Annotated in this window: 10 protein-coding genes and 7 tRNA genes; 16 read left to right on the top strand and 1 reads right to left on the bottom strand. The window is 41.3% G+C overall.

Annotated features, from left to right (window positions below; translation table 11 throughout):
- Positions 1–22: 22 nt before the first annotated feature.
- From alaS to L2735_RS12515, 16 genes are all read left to right on the top strand, one after another.
- Positions 23–2,647, top strand: coding sequence for an alanine--tRNA ligase (gene alaS / locus L2735_RS12590; RefSeq protein WP_248985039.1), 2,625 nt, complete (start codon positions 23–25; stop codon positions 2,645–2,647).
- 553 nt (positions 2,648–3,200) lie between these two features.
- Entirely contained in the window at positions 3,201–3,401 is a 201-nt protein-coding gene (gene csrA, locus L2735_RS12585) for a carbon storage regulator CsrA (RefSeq protein WP_055023781.1), read from the top strand.
- Between the two features lie 626 nt (positions 3,402–4,027).
- Positions 4,028–4,119, top strand: a tRNA-Ser gene (locus L2735_RS12580).
- Positions 4,120–4,141: 22 nt separating this feature from the next.
- Positions 4,142–4,218 (top strand) — tRNA-Arg (locus tag L2735_RS12575).
- Positions 4,219–4,247: 29 nt separating this feature from the next.
- Positions 4,248–4,324, top strand: a tRNA-Arg gene (locus L2735_RS12570).
- Positions 4,325–4,358: 34 nt separating this feature from the next.
- A tRNA-Arg gene (locus tag L2735_RS12565) sits at positions 4,359–4,435 on the top strand.
- 22 nt (positions 4,436–4,457) lie between these two features.
- Positions 4,458–4,534, top strand: a tRNA-Arg gene (locus tag L2735_RS12560).
- Between the two features lie 6 nt (positions 4,535–4,540).
- Positions 4,541–4,632: transfer RNA gene (locus L2735_RS12555), tRNA-Ser, on the top strand.
- A gap of 63 nt (positions 4,633–4,695) precedes the next feature.
- Positions 4,696–4,772, top strand: a tRNA-Arg gene (locus L2735_RS12550).
- Between the two features lie 793 nt (positions 4,773–5,565).
- Entirely contained in the window at positions 5,566–5,811 is a 246-nt protein-coding gene (locus L2735_RS12545) for an OadG family transporter subunit (protein ID WP_248985038.1), read from the top strand.
- 15 nt (positions 5,812–5,826) lie between these two features.
- Positions 5,827–7,620 (top strand): sodium-extruding oxaloacetate decarboxylase subunit alpha, encoded by a 1,794-nt coding sequence (gene oadA, locus L2735_RS12540; protein WP_248985037.1) that lies wholly within the window; start codon positions 5,827–5,829, stop codon positions 7,618–7,620.
- Between the two features lie 8 nt (positions 7,621–7,628).
- Positions 7,629–8,759, top strand: coding sequence for a sodium ion-translocating decarboxylase subunit beta (locus L2735_RS12535; RefSeq protein WP_248985036.1), 1,131 nt, complete (start codon positions 7,629–7,631; stop codon positions 8,757–8,759).
- 662 nt (positions 8,760–9,421) lie between these two features.
- Complete coding sequence (locus L2735_RS12530; RefSeq protein ID WP_248985087.1) at positions 9,422–10,720, top strand: CmpA/NrtA family ABC transporter substrate-binding protein; 1,299 nt, start codon at positions 9,422–9,424, stop codon at positions 10,718–10,720.
- A 153-nt stretch (positions 10,721–10,873) separates the two neighbouring features.
- Complete coding sequence (locus L2735_RS12525; protein ID WP_248985086.1) at positions 10,874–11,791, top strand: ABC transporter permease; 918 nt, start codon at positions 10,874–10,876, stop codon at positions 11,789–11,791.
- 70 nt (positions 11,792–11,861) lie between these two features.
- Positions 11,862–12,704: an ABC transporter ATP-binding protein gene (locus tag L2735_RS12520; protein WP_248985035.1), complete on the top strand. Its 843-nt coding sequence runs from the start codon at positions 11,862–11,864 to the stop codon at positions 12,702–12,704.
- A gap of 42 nt (positions 12,705–12,746) precedes the next feature.
- Positions 12,747–14,000, top strand: coding sequence for an alginate export family protein (locus L2735_RS12515; protein WP_248985034.1), 1,254 nt, complete (start codon positions 12,747–12,749; stop codon positions 13,998–14,000).
- 77 nt (positions 14,001–14,077) lie between these two features.
- Here the strand turns inward: L2735_RS12515 and L2735_RS12510 are convergent, their stop codons facing one another.
- On the bottom strand, positions 14,078–15,325 hold the full coding sequence (locus tag L2735_RS12510) for a dicarboxylate/amino acid:cation symporter (protein ID WP_248985033.1): 1,248 nt from the start codon (positions 15,323–15,325) through the stop codon (positions 14,078–14,080).
- Positions 15,326–15,498 lie beyond the last annotated feature (173 nt).

Genomic DNA, 15,498 nt, shown 5'->3' with positions numbered 1-15,498 from the left:
TTTATCCATTTAGGGCGATTTCATGTTTCAGACCACCACAGAATTAAGAAGCGCATTTTTAGCGTATTTTGGTAACAACGGACACCAAGTTGTCGATAGTAGCTCTTTAGTGCCTCATAACGACCCAACGTTATTATTCACTAATGCTGGTATGAACCAGTTTAAAGAAGCTTTTCTTGGCTTAGAAAACCGTGGTTACACACGTGCGACAACGTCACAACGCTGTGTTCGTGCTGGTGGTAAACATAATGATTTAGACAATGTGGGTTATACCGCTCGTCACCATACGTTCTTCGAAATGTTAGGTAACTTCAGTTTCGGTGATTACTTTAAAGAAGAAGCGATTTCATTTGCATGGAACTTCCTAACTCAAACATTGAAGTTACCTACAGAGAAGTTATGCGTCACTATCTATGATACAGATGATGAAGCATTTGAAATCTGGAATAAAAAGATTGGTGTTGCTGCTGAAAATATTATCCGTATTGGCGACAATAAAGGTGCACCATATGCATCAGATAATTTCTGGCAGATGGGTGATACAGGCCCTTGTGGTCCATGTTCTGAAATCTTCTACGATCACGGCGAACACATTTGGGGCGGCCGTCCAGGCACACCTGAAGAAGATGGCGATCGCTTCATTGAAATTTGGAACATCGTATTCATGCAGTATAACCGTCAAGCTGACGGTGAAATGAAGCCGCTACCAAAACCGTCTGTTGATACAGGTATGGGTATCGAGCGTATTGCTGCAATTATGCAAGGCGTTCATTCAAACTACGAAATTGATATTTTCCAAGCGTTAATTAAAAAAGCGGCTGAGATCATTGGCGTTGAAGATTTAGAAAATAAATCACTACGTGTTATCGCCGATCATATTCGCTCTTGTTCGTTCCTTATTGCTGATGGTGTTATGCCATCAAATGAAGGCCGTGGTTACGTTTTACGTCGTATTATTCGCCGCGCAGTGCGTCATGGCAATAAGCTTGGCGCAACTGAGACTTTCTTCTACAAGTTACTGCCGACACTTATCGAAGTAATGGGCGATGCAGGTAAAGGCCTTGTTGAAGCAAAAGCCATTATTGAAAAGTCATTAAAAGCTGAAGAAGAGCAATTTGCTAGAACCCTTGAACGTGGTTTAGGGATTTTAGATGCGGCATTAAACGAGTTAAGTACTAATGTGCTTGATGGTGAAACAGCATTTAAACTATATGACACATACGGATTCCCTGTGGATCTTACTGCTGATGTTTGTCGTGAACGTGATATCACTGTTGATGAAGCGGGCTTTGAGTCAGCAATGGCTGAGCAGCGTAGCCGTGCACAAGCTGCAGGTAACTTCGGCACTGACTATAACAGCGGCCTTAAAATTGAAGGCGAAACTGAATTTTGTGGTTACACAGAATTGAATGGCGAAGGCAAAGTCAGTGCTATATATGTTGAAGGCTCTGCAGTTGATTCTTTATCAGCAGGACAAGAAGCTGTCATCGTTCTAGATAACACGCCATTTTACGCTGAATCAGGTGGTCAAGTCGGTGACAAAGGTCAGTTATCTATTGGCGAAAATGTATTTGCTGTTTCAGACACCCAAATCTTTGGTCAAGCTTTTGGTCATGAAGGTAAGTTAACTGCAGGTACTTTAACTGTCGGTCAAACGGTTACTGCTGAAGTGGATAAAAAATTACGCCACCGTACTCAGCTTAATCACTCAGTTACCCATTTATTACACTCAGCGTTACGTAATGTACTAGGTACCCATGTTAACCAAAAAGGTTCATTGGTTAATCCTGAGCGCTTACGTTTTGACTTTGCACACTTTGAAGCGGTAACTGCTGCAGAGCTTAAGCAAGTTGAAGAAATGGTCAACACTCAAATTCGTCGTAACCATCAATTAAAAACTGCCGTAATGGGCATTGATGAGGCCAAAGAGCAGGGCGCTATGGCGTTATTCGGTGAAAAGTACGATAGCGAAGTACGTGTTGTCACTATGGGTGACTTCTCGATTGAGCTTTGTGGTGGTACTCATGTTGGCCGCACTGGTGATATTGGTTTATTCAAAATCACATCTGAAGGCGGTATTGCTGCAGGTATTCGTCGTATTGAAGCTGTTACAGGTTCAGTGGCAATGGCTTATGTTGCTGAGCAACAAGCACAGCTTGATAAAGCAGCTTCATTACTTAAATCAGATTCAGGATCTGTGGTAGCTAAACTTAAAGCGCATCTTGATAAAGTGAAGCAACTAGAAAAAGAAATGTCTCAGCTTAAAGACAAGCTCGCAGCTGCAGCAAGTGCTGATATTGCTGGCGAAGCGGTTGAGCTTAATGGCGTCAAAGTTTTAGTTAAGAAACTTGAAGGGGTTGATCCAAAGTCATTACGTGGCCTTCAAGATGAGCTCAAGCAAAAGCTTAACTCAGCTATTATCGTGTTAGGTATTGCCAATGAAGGCAAAGTGAACTTAATTGCAGGTGTAAGTAAAGATCTTGTCGGTAAAGTTAAGGCCGGTGAGTTAGTGGCTATGGTTGCACAGCAAGTTGGCGGCAAAGGCGGTGGACGTCCTGATATGGCGCAAGCGGGTGGCACTCAACCTGAAAATCTAGATGATGCTTTAGCACTTGTTCAACCTTGGTTAACTGAGCGCTTAAGCTAATTGCAAACGGATAAGATTGATAATCCTATAAGTCTGAGCGGTTCGAGTGAGTTGGTGATAATTTTATGAAGTCAGCTTTAACAAGTTAGCTTAATGAAATGACCTTAGTTAGGTCATTTGGTTTAAGTTATTTCATCATCCATTGAAGACGGTCGCTTTATGGCTTGAGTGATTGTATAAGGTTTGGCATAGTATAATTATCGATGTCGATTAATGAGTTATGAGACATCGTTTTTTATTAAAATCTGGTTCAAAGCACTGTAAATTAAAATAGTATAGATTTTTATGCTTTTTTGTTTATGAAAGCATCAACTTGTTTTGAAGGTTCTGTTTTAGCTTTGTCTAAAGAATGGTCTGTAAATGTTAACAGCTTGATACGAGCAGACCCTTAAATTACCAAATTTCATTGATTTTCGATTTTTTACGCTAAAAAGCTTAAAAATTTTATTGATTTAGTGTCGTAACTAATTATTTGTATTAAGCTAACACTATTAAAACGCGCATATTACGGATAGAAGCTGGTGTATGCTGATTGAACTAAAGGAGCAATCGAATGCTGATTTTGACTCGCCGTGTAGGCGAAACATTAATGATAGGTGATGAAGTTACTGTTACTGTACTAGGTGTTAAAGGTAACCAGGTACGTATCGGTGTGAATGCACCTAAAGAAGTATCAGTTCATCGTGAAGAAATTTATCAACGTATCCAGTCTGAAAAATCTGGAAACACTACCCCAGAGGGTGGCAATTTCTGATAAATCAGAATTGTTAAGCGTTATATTATTAAAGCCAGTCTATGCTGGCTTTTTTGTGTCTGCTCTTTAAGAGTGCCTCTTAGTCAAATAAGTATCAGGCCATCAATTTTCAATATTTAAATCGGCCACATCTATCTTCGAATTACCCCACAATTATTTAGGAGAGGTCAATCGAACTTTATTAGCAGATTATACTGAGTGAATGTTTCAGCAATATCTCAAACTAACTGCTTTGCTGTGTTTGGACTCAGATTCGATTACCTAACCCGACTTAATACACTTCCAGTTCCAGTTCCAGTTCCAGTTCCAGTTTGTTGCTCCTATATATTAATATCCAATAAAACTTACTTTTTAGATAAGCAAAGTAACTAAAACCTTGAGTTGAAGTTATTGGAGCAGAAAACCGCCATAAAGAAACATTTTACTGTCTAAACAGTTTGAACTAGCCACTAGAGTTAAAAATGGATTTAATTGTTTTTAACTTAAAAAACAAAAATCGGTAAGGTGAATTGAAAATTTTTGTGGCTTATGTCGGCAATATGATTAAAAACAGTTCAAATGAATATATGTTTCTGAAAAAGGGTTTGACTTATTTTCTTCAAACAGTAATATACCGCCCAAGAAACGGAGAGGTGGCCGAGTGGCCGAAGGCGCTCCCCTGCTAAGGGAGTATGGGCTTTAAATCCCATCGAGGGTTCGAATCCCTCCCTCTCCGCCATTTCTTAAAATAGTATATCGATGCGGATGTAGCTCAGCTGGATAGAGTACCTGGCTACGAACCAGGCGGTCGGAGGTTCGAATCCTCCCATCCGCACCATTGCTATTTGTGTTTGAATTATTTAATGAGCGGATGTAGCTCAGCTGGATAGAGTACCTGGCTACGAACCAGGCGGTCGGAGGTTCGAATCCTCCCATCCGCACCATTAGATTATTCAAAAGCTTTACCATTTTATATATGCGGATGTAGCTCAGCTGGATAGAGTACCTGGCTACGAACCAGGCGGTCGGAGGTTCGAATCCTCCCATCCGCACCATATAAAATTCATACCAAATTATGCGGATGTAGCTCAGCTGGATAGAGTACCTGGCTACGAACCAGGCGGTCGGAGGTTCGAATCCTCCCATCCGCACCATAATTCGGAGAGGTGGCCGAGTGGCCGAAGGCGCTCCCCTGCTAAGGGAGTATGGGCTTTAACTCCCATCGAGGGTTCGAATCCCTCCCTCTCCGCCATTATTTGCATATATTAAATATGCAACTAAGCTCAATTAGCCTTGAGCAAAAAGTAAAAGATTTGCGGATGTAGCTCAGCTGGATAGAGTACCTGGCTACGAACCAGGCGGTCGGAGGTTCGAATCCTCCCATCCGCACCATGATAGAGAATACCCTGTAGGCAACTACAGGGTATTTTTTTGTCTAAAATTTACCTTTTATTACGCTGAACACTATCGAGCGATCCACTTTCAAAGCCATTTTCTATTTAGATGATATGCTGTATGAATGAAAATACAGACTTCAGCTTTTCACTTCAGTTTTTTACTTCAACAATTCGTTAGCTAACCTCACTAAAAAATCCAACTTAAAAAGATATACATTTCGCTATTGACCCTATTACTAGAATAGTTGACCAGTTTTGCTAAAAGCGAGTTGGCTAACCTCATAATTAGTCATCTTAAAGCCGTAAAATCGACATATTTATGCTTTTTAGATGCTATGCACAGGTTTGGGGCGGTTGGTTGTTCTTATTATTGATATCACTTTTTATATAGAACTCGTCATAATCTTGTCATTTTTTGATTAGAACGCTCAGAATTGAACAATTCTCAATAATAACGTAAAAAAATTAGTGAATTATTACATAGAGAGGTCTAATTTTATTATTTTTGGTCTGACCAATTTACAAGCTGTTGGATTAATTGTTATAGATTGGTTATATTTTTCGTCGATGAAAAATTTGATATAACCAAATTGGATGATTGAGGTCTTTTTTATAATCTGAAATTGGTTAATATGGACTGAATAATTATTCTAAGTGACCCTGAAACATGACTTAATGCTTAAAAATGGTGCATGAGTCATTGATATGAGTCACTTCATCGGCTTTACGTAATCAAAAGTGGATCCTATGTGCAATCGCTGATTGAACATTAAGACAAGAGAGGATGTATGACTTCAATATCTGAGCAGTTATTTAACGCCCTAGGCGTGATGATAATGGGAATGGGCTTAGTATTCATATTTTTAAGTATTCTAATTGTCGGTATTAAAATCGTCGCTAGATTATGCGAGTCAGAGAATCAATCTGCCGTTGCTCACGCGCCAACACCGGCCGCAGCATCAGCAACAACACTTGATCCTAAGTTAGTAGCAGCTATTACTTCTGCTATTCATCAGTATCGTGCAAAAGATTAAAGTTTAGGAGTTTTTATGAGCAAGCCTTTAGCGTTAACAGATGTAGTATTAAGAGACGCCCATCAGTCTATCTTGGCAACCCGCCTACGTTTAGACGATATGTTACCTATCGCTCCTTTACTGGATAAAGTTGGTTTTTGGTCTTTAGAGTCATGGGGTGGTGCTACCTTTGATTCATGTATTCGTTATTTAGGCGAAGATCCTTGGGATCGTATTCGTGAATTAAAAAAGGTCATGCCAAACACACCACAACAAATGTTATTACGTGGTCAAAATTTATTAGGTTACCGCCATTATGCTGATGATGTGGTGACCCGTTTCGTTGAGCGAGCTCACACAAATGGTGTAGATGTTTTCCGTGTTTTTGATGCAATGAACGATGTACGTAACCTTGAAACTGCCGTTAAAGCCGTTAAACAAGTTGGCGGTCATGCACAAGGAACAATTTCATTTACAACCAGTCCTGTTCACACAGTTGATACTTGGGTTTCAATGGCTAAAAACCTTGAAGATTTAGGCTGTGATTCATTATGTATTAAAGATATGGCTGGTTTACTTAAACCAATGGAAGCCTATGACCTTATTAGCCGTTTAAAGTCTCAAACTGATTTAACTGTTTCTATGCATTGCCATGCAACGACGGGCTTGAGTACTGCAACTTATCAAAAAGCGATTGAAGCTGGAATTGACGTCCTTGATACCGCTATCTCGTCAATGAGCCAAACCTATGGTCACTCGGCTACTGAAACGCTTGTTGCTATGGCTGAAGATAATGGCCGCTCTACTGGTTATGACATGGCAACGTTAGAAGAGATTGCCGCTTACTTCAGAGACGTGCGCAAAAAATATGCTCGCTTCGAAGGGGCGCTTAAAGGGATTGATTCTCGTATTCTTCGTGCCCAAGTACCAGGTGGCATGTTAACTAACATGGAGAATCAGCTTAAAGAGCAAGGCGCGGCAGACAAGATGGATGCAGTGCTAGAAGAAATCCCGCGTGTACGTGAAGATTTAGGCTTTTTACCTTTAGTGACACCAACCTCTCAAATCGTCGGTACTCAGTCAGTGATTAACGTCTTAATGGGCGAACGCTATAAAACCCTTGCTAAGGAAACTGAGGGCGTATTGAAAGGCGAGTACGGCGCAACTCCTGCTCCAGTTAATGCTGAGCTGCAAGCTCGCGTGTTAAATGGCGCAGAAGCGATTACCTGTCGCCCTGCGGACCTTATTGAACCTGAGCTGGATAAACTTCGCTCAGAGCTCAGTGAGATAGCTAAGAAAGATAACTTTACCTTAGCAGCTGATACCGATGACGATGTTATGACCTACGCGTTATTCAACCAAATTGGCTTACAGTTCCTATCAAATCGTGGCAACCCTGATGCCTTTGAGCCTGTACCTAGTGCTGATGATATGGCTGTACCTGCAGCTAAGGCTGAGAAAGGGCCTGAAACTTATACCGTAAACGTTCAGGGTCAAAGCTTTGTTGTTGAAGTGAGTGAAGGTGGCGATATCAGCCAAATAGTGCCAGCTGCTGCATCTGGAGGCTCACAAGCTCCAGCTCCACTTGCACCGCACGCACCGGTGAGTAATGAAATCAAAATGACGATGAATGCGCCGCTATCTGGCAATATTTTCAAAGTCTTGGTTAATGATGGCGACCAAGTGAATGAAGGTGATGTAATCATCATTCTAGAAGCCATGAAAATGGAAACCGAAGTACGTGCTGCAACTGCGGGCGTTATCCGTAATGTATCAGTTAAACAAGGTGATGCAGTGACAGTGGGTTCACCTCTGTTGGCATTAGCGTAGGAGATAGCATGGAAGGATTAATGGCCTTTTGGTCTGAGACGGGTATTGCTAACTTCGCACCTGATCAATTATTCATGATGGCGATTGGTGGGTTACTACTTTATCTTGCTATTGCTAAAGGGTTTGAGCCGCTACTTTTAGTGCCTATTGGTTTTGGTGCAATTCTAGCTAACATCCCAAATGCTGGCTTTACCGATGAAGGTGGTCTGCTTTGGTATGCCTATTATGTGGGTATTGAAACTGGGATTTTCCCATTATTGATTTTCATGGGAGTAGGCGCACTAACAGACTTTGGTGCACTGATTGCTAACCCTAAAACCTTGTTATTAGGCGCCGCGGCGCAGTTTGGTATTTTCGCCACTTTGCTTGGTGCTATTGCACTGAACTTAGTTCCTGGTTTTGAATTTAGCATGCAAGATGCTGCCGCCATTGCAATTATTGGTGGCGCTGATGGACCCACGGCGATTTTCTTAGCCTCTAAGCTTGCCCCTGACTTATTGGGTGCGATTGCCGTTGCTGCTTATTCTTACATGGCGTTGGTTCCGTTAATTCAACCACCAATCATGCGTTTATTGACTAGTGAGTCAGAGCGTACGATTAAAATGGAACAGCTACGTGAAGTGAGTAAGAAAGAGAAAATTATCTTCCCGTTGATGGTTGTCGGCATGACTATTCTGTTTTTACCTGCTGCAACGCCATTAGTAGGCATGTTCTGTCTTGGTAATTTAATGCGTGAGTCAGGCGTGGTTGATAGATTATCTAGCACAGCTCAAAACGAATTGATCAATATAGTGACAATCTTCCTTGGTCTAGCTGTTGGTTCTAAACTGCAGGCTGAAGAGTTCTTACGTATTGAGACTTTGGGTATTTTGGTATTAGGTGCAGTTGCATTTAGTATAGGTACAGCTGCTGGTGTGATGATGGCTAAGCTAATGTCTAAGCTATCTGGTGGTAAGATTAATCCATTGATTGGCGCTGCAGGTGTATCAGCAGTGCCTATGGCTGCTCGAGTCGTGAATAAGGTGGGTCTAGAGGCTAACCAACAAAACTTCTTGTTAATGCATGCTATGGGGCCTAACGTTGCCGGTGTACTCGGTAGTGCTGTTGCTGCTGGTGTCTTGCTAGCGGTATTAGGCTAATCTGTTGTCGAAGTCTTACATTGCTTATCATTAATAAGTGATAAGACTTATAAAGCCACTGCATGTCAGTGGCTTTTTAATGCCTGTTATTTAACCTGATATCTAAACTGACCAGCACAAGAAACAACTTTCGTTGAAGCTTTCAATAATGTTCATTCATTCTGTATATGCTCTGATGTCGCAATCAGTAGAAGCTTTATCTCTATCAAAGCTACTTTCAGTGTTAACTATCAGCAGATTTATGCCTTGCACCTATTTAGGAACTGATAGGAAACTAAGTACCCATTTAGGTGCGGTTAAGTTGATATCGCACTGAATTGGAACACCTCTTTATGAGTACTACCTAATTTAAAATGTATATATCAATATAAAACAATAACTTAATGAGTTGGCACGGTTGCTGAATAGTAATGTTTAATAAATACATAATCGAACACTGTCAATACACACTATAAATCGATGATTAAACAAACGATTTAAGTTGTTTTTAGAGTTTAAAGCTAATTTTACATTTAAGCAAAGGCGCTTAATTATTCCTAAAGGAGTAATTGGCGCCTTTTTTGTTTTCTCTTTTTAAATTTTACAAGGATATAAAGATGAATTGGAAAAAAGCACTTAAACATACCTTACTGGCGGTATCGTTTACCGCAGTAGTGCCAGCAATGGCTGAAGTCGGTTTTCCTGAAAAAGAGGAGCTAACTTTCGGTTTTATTAAATTAACTGATATGGCGCCAATTGCGATTGCTTACGAAAATGGCTACTTCGAAGAAGAGGGCTTATACGTCACGATTGAAGCACAAGCAAACTGGAAAGTGCTGTTAGATGGTGTGATTGACGGCCGTTTAGATGGCGCGCATATGTTAGCGGGTCAACCAATCGCTGCAACCATTGGTTACGGAACTGAAGCTCATATTATCACGCCTTTTTCAATGGATTTGAACGGTAATGCGATTACGGTTTCAAATGATATTTGGAAAAAAATGAAGCCAAATATTGCTAAAGACAGCGAAGGTAAACCTGTTCACCCGATTAAAGCTGATGCACTAAAGCCTGTCGTTGAGCAATACACTGAAGAGGGTAAACCTTTCAAAATGGGCATGGTATTTCCGGTATCAACCCATAACTATGAATTACGTTATTGGCTAGCCGCTGGCGGTATTCATCCAGGGTTTTATGCGCCACATAAAGGTGATACTTCAGGTCAGTTAGATGCTGAAGCTTTCTTATCTGTTACGCCTCCACCGCAAATGCCATCAACACTTGAAGCAGGCACTATTTATGGTTACTGCGTTGGTGAGCCATGGAACCAACAAGCGGTATTTAAAGGTATTGGTGTGCCAGTGGTTACCGACTATGAGATTTGGAAAGATAACCCAGAGAAAGTATTCGGTATAACCGCTGAGTTTGCTGAAAAGTACCCTAACACCACAATTCGTTTAACTCGTGCGTTAATTAAAGCCGCGAAATGGTTAGATGATAATGACAATGCTAACCGCCCAGCGGCTGTGAAAATCCTATCTCAATCTAATTACGTTGGCGCTGATTACGACGTTATCGCAAACAGTATGACAGGTACGTTTGAATATGAGAAAGGTGATAAACGTGCAGTACCTGACTTTAATGTGTTCTTCCGCTACAACGCGACATATCCATATTACTCAGATGCGATTTGGTACCTGACTCAAATGCGTCGTTGGGGACAAATTTCTGATGACAAGCCTGATGCTTGGTACAAAGAAATTGCAGCAAAAGTTTATCGTCCTGATATTTACGCAAAAGCTGCGCAATCATTGATTGATGATAAAACCATTGCTGCAAAACACTTCCCTGACTTTGCGACAGAGACTGGTTTCAAAAAGCCACAGCAGCACTTTATTGACGACATTGTATATGACGGCAGTGCGCCAAATGATTATTTAAGTAAGTTCGCTATTGGTTTAAAGCAAGGCGACAAACTATAAGCGTTTATTCGTAAGCCATTGGTAAGCAGCATGATTAATCATGTTGCTTACGATTAATGTTAAGTAGTTAAGGAAAACATTATGACAACCATTACGCGGTTAACAGATCGATTAATGATAGATAAAAGCAAGGTCACTTCTTTTCTATCTTGGATGGGTCAAGCCAGTAAAGCGTTATTGCTACCTGTTATTGGTATCACTGTATTTTTAGTGATTTGGTCAATTGCAGCAAACAGCATTAATACTTCGCTAGGTAAATTCCCTGGACCTGTTGCCGTGGCAGGGCAGTTTGGCGCTTTATACCAAGAGCACAATGCTGAGCGAGTAAAAGCTGAGGCTTTTTACGAACGCCAAGACAAACGTAATGCTGCAAGACTCGAAGTTGATCCAAGCTATGTAGTAAAAATTCGTGCTTACACTGGTAAAGAAACCTTTGTTGATCAGATTTTTACCAGTCTTGTTACGGTTATGTCCGGCTTTTTACTTGCGGCTGTCATCGCCATCCCTATGGGGATTTGGATGGGCTTAAGTCCAACACTGAATGCGGCGTTAAACCCAATCGTTCAAGTGTTCAAACCTGTCTCTCCGCTTGCTTGGTTGCCTTTGGTGACAATGGTTGTAAGTGCGCTGTATGTGTCGCCAGATCCTATGGTGTCTAAGTCATTTATTAACTCACTACTAACGGTCACTTTATGTAGCTTATGGCCAATGATGATTAACACATCATTGGGTGTCGCCAACATAGATTCTGACTTAGTTAATGTGAGTCGAGTACTACGTTTATCGCCTTTAACTCATGTGCAAAAAATTGTATTACCTGCATCAATTCCATTGATTTTCACTGGTATGCGTTTATCGCTAGGGGTTGCTTGGATGGTGTTGATTGCCGCTGAAATGCTAGCGCAAAACCCTGGTTTAGGTAAATTCGTTTGGGATGAATTCCAAAATGGTAGCTCAGAATCGCTAGCCCGCATCATGGCTGCAGTTGTTGTGATTGGTTTGATTGGTTTTTTATTAGACCGAGGTGTCCTGGCGCTACAACGCTGGTTCTCTTGGGATAAAACTAAATAATCATTGTAAATAAGTAGCCAATGAAAGAAGTCATCATTAAAGAAGTAGTGATTGAAAGAGGAAAAGTCTGATGAGCACCTTTTTAGATATAAGTAACATTGATATGGATTTCCCCACTCCTAATGGGCCGTTTAAAGCCCTTAAGGAAGTGAATCTTAAAATCAATAAAGGCGAATTTGTCTCATTGATTGGTCACTCTGGTTGCGGCAAGTCTACGGTATTAAATATTGTGGCGGGTTTATATCAAGCGACCAAAGGTGGGGTAATTTTAAACAGCACCGAAGTGGCTGAACCAGGCCCTGAACGTGCGGTTGTGTTTCAAAATCATTCGCTTTTACCTTGGTTAACAGCCTATCAAAATGTGGAACTCGCGGTTAAGCAGGTGTTTCAGAAGAAAATGAATAAAGCTGAAATGAAGCAATGGATTGAGCATAACCTCAAGCTAGTGCATATGGATCATGCCATGCATAAACGTCCCAGTGAGATATCAGGTGGTATGAAGCAGCGTGTGGGCATTGCACGCGCATTGGCGATGCAACCAGATGTTTTATTGATGGACGAGCCTTTTGGTGCGCTTGATGCACTTACACGTGCTCATATGCAGGACTCGTTAATGGAAATCCAAAATGAGTTAAATAATACCGTCATTATGATCACCCATGATGTGGATGAAGCGGTGTTACTGTCTGACAAAATTGTGATGATGACCAATGGGCCCGCTGCAACCGTTGGTGAGATTTTAGAGGTTAATCTTCCGCGGCCAAGGGCACGCTTAGCACTGGCAGAAGACAAAGAATATAACCGTTTAAGAGCAGAGGTACTTAAGTTCTTATACGAAAAACAACGTAAAGTTGAGAATATTAACATTAGCAAGTCTTCAATTAGTGATAATGAAACTGCTGATGTTGGCTAGGATTTTTGATGGATAAGATTTATAAAAACTAAGGGAACTATGATGAAAAAGAATCAACTTGCAGGCTTAATTAAAGAAAAGTTGGCAAAACCTGCATTAACCTTACTGGCTCCAGCTTCGCTTGCCATCCTTTCTGTAGGTCAAGTGAATGCCGCTGAAGCAACCAGTATTGCAGAGGCTGTGACTGAAGGAAAAGTGAAAGTTGACTTAAACCTTCGCTATGAAATGGTGGAACAAGATAATGCATTGAAAGATGCTGATGCTTTTACACTTCGAACCAGACTGACTTATGCCACAGCTGATTACTATGGCTTTTCATCGTTAGTCGAATTTGAAGATTCACGTGTTGTAGCGGGGGTTGATGATTACAATAACACGCTAGGAAAAAATCCTGATTACTCTGTGATTGCAGATCCAGAAACCACAGAGCTGGATCAGTTATTCCTTAAATACAAATTTAAAGGCTTTAGTATTAAAGGTGGCCGTCAGGTGATCACCTTTGATAACCAACGTTTTGTGGGTCACGTAGGCTGGCGTCAAGACAGGCAGACATTTGATGGTGTGATGCTTGATTATCAATTCAATGATATTTTCAAAATTGACTATGGCTACATTACTCAACGTAACCGTATTTTTGCTCAAGAAAAAGATATTGATTCGAAAGATAACCTGATCAATGCATCTCTTAAAACAGGTTTTGGTACCTTAAGTGGTTATGGTTATCTGCTTGAAGTGGATAACGATACTGACAACGGCTTAGACACCTATGGTCTTCGTTTTGCTGGTAGCACAGACGTCGGCGATATTAAGGTTCTATACTCAGCAGAATATGCCACACAGGATTCTGATAGTGCAGGTCAGTCATACTCAGCTGATTACATGAGTGTGGAAGGCGGGGTTGGGTTTTCAGCTATTACATTCAAAGTGGGTTATGAACTATTAGGTTCTGATGGCGGCGATTATGGCTTCTCGACTCCACTTGCTACATTGCACGGATTTAATGGTTGGACAGACCAATTCTTAACAACACCTCAGCAAGGTTTAGCAGATTTATACGCATCGATTGGCGGTAAAGTGTTAGGCGGGAAATGGGCTGTGGTTTATCATGAATTTGAGGCCGATGAATCATCTGCACTTGTGGATGATTTAGGTTCGGAAATTGATGCAGTATTCAGTGTACCTGTTTACGATAATTACACCTTAGGGATTAAATACGCTGCATACTCTGCGGGTGATGTTGCCGCTGGTAAAGTCGATACCGATAAAGTCTGGTTATGGGCCAACGCTAAATTTTAGTTCTAGCTTTAGCTAATAAAAATGGCAGATGATTTCATCTGCCATTTTTTTGTTAAATCTTAAGTGCGTTATATCTGTCAGGCGGCTTGCTCAACCACCTTATCATTTGAGTTGAATTGCGCTTCGTCAAACTGACCTTCGCTCTTACCAATCACAACAGCTGTCATCATATCGCCAGTGACGTTAGTTGCGGTGCGGATCATGTCTATTACACGGTCAATGGCAGCGATAAAGGCAATCCCCTCAAGCGGTAAACCCACAACACCTAAAGTCACGGTTAACATCACCATCGCGCTTCCAGGAACACCTGCAGTACCAACTGAGGCTACAGTAGCAGTAACTGCAATTAACATGTAATCAGTCATATCTAACGGAATACCGTAGATTTGCGCAATAAAGATAGCGGCAATAGCAGGGTAAATACCGCCACAACCATCCATATTCATGGTGGCACCAAGCGGTAGTACAAACGCGCTATAACGTTTTGACACACCCATTGATTCAGTACATTTACTACTTGCTGGCAAGGTACCAAAGCTTGAAGCGGTACTGAAAGCTACTAACTGCGCCGGCATCGCTTTACGGAAAAACTGCACTGGGCTTAATTTCGCCACAAACTTAATCAGGCCGCCATAAACGAAAATAATATGGATTAAGGCTGCAACGTAAATGGCTAAAATGAACTTACCCAGTGGTAATAAGGTTGATAAACCATATTCGCCAACAACCCATGCCATTAAACCAAATACACCGATTGGAGTGAGCTTTAATACCATACGGGTTAGTTCAAACATCACTTCAGCGCCAGCGCCAATGGTGTTCTTTAATGGCGCTGCTTTCTCGCCAACCGCATTAATGGCGATACCGACTAAAGCGGCAAATACAATGATTTGCAGCACTTTTCCTTCCGCTAGCGAAGCAAAAGGATTAACAGGGATCATATTCAGCAGCACTTGAGCAAAACCAGGAATATCACGGTCACGAACTTCTGAAGTCGCCAGTTCAATGCTACCGCCCATGTCAAATGAGCTACCAACTGCAAGGCCAATGAATGAAGCCGCAGTACCCGTTAGCATAAACAAGCCTAAGGTTTTTAAGCTAAGTCGTTTTAGGTTCGCTTGGGTACCTAAAGAGGTAATACTGACTACAATGGCACAAAATACCAAAGGCGCGACCAACATTTTAATGGCGCTAATGAATAAGTCGCCTAATGGTTTTAGCATCACAGCGCTATCGCCCAAGGCGACGCCTGCCAAAATACCAAATGCAAAACCTGCTAGCACTTTCTGCCAAAAAGGAATACGCTTCAAGGTTTGAAAAATCATTTCAATTCCAACTAGTTATTATACTTGCTCTATACAGTGAGCAAGGGGATTATTATGTCAATAACCTAACACAATCACACTTAAAGGCCATTGATAGTCATTGTTGATTTGTTTTGTAAGAAAGTAGGTATACCGTGATAAGCGAGTTTAGGTTCAGCTTATTTTAATATTGC

The sequence above is a fragment of the Shewanella olleyana genome (assembly GCF_023283825.1).
Taxonomy (GTDB): domain Bacteria; phylum Pseudomonadota; class Gammaproteobacteria; order Enterobacterales; family Shewanellaceae; genus Shewanella; species Shewanella olleyana.
Note: the sequence above shows the minus strand (reverse complement) of the source record. Positions and strands in the feature narration are given on the sequence as shown.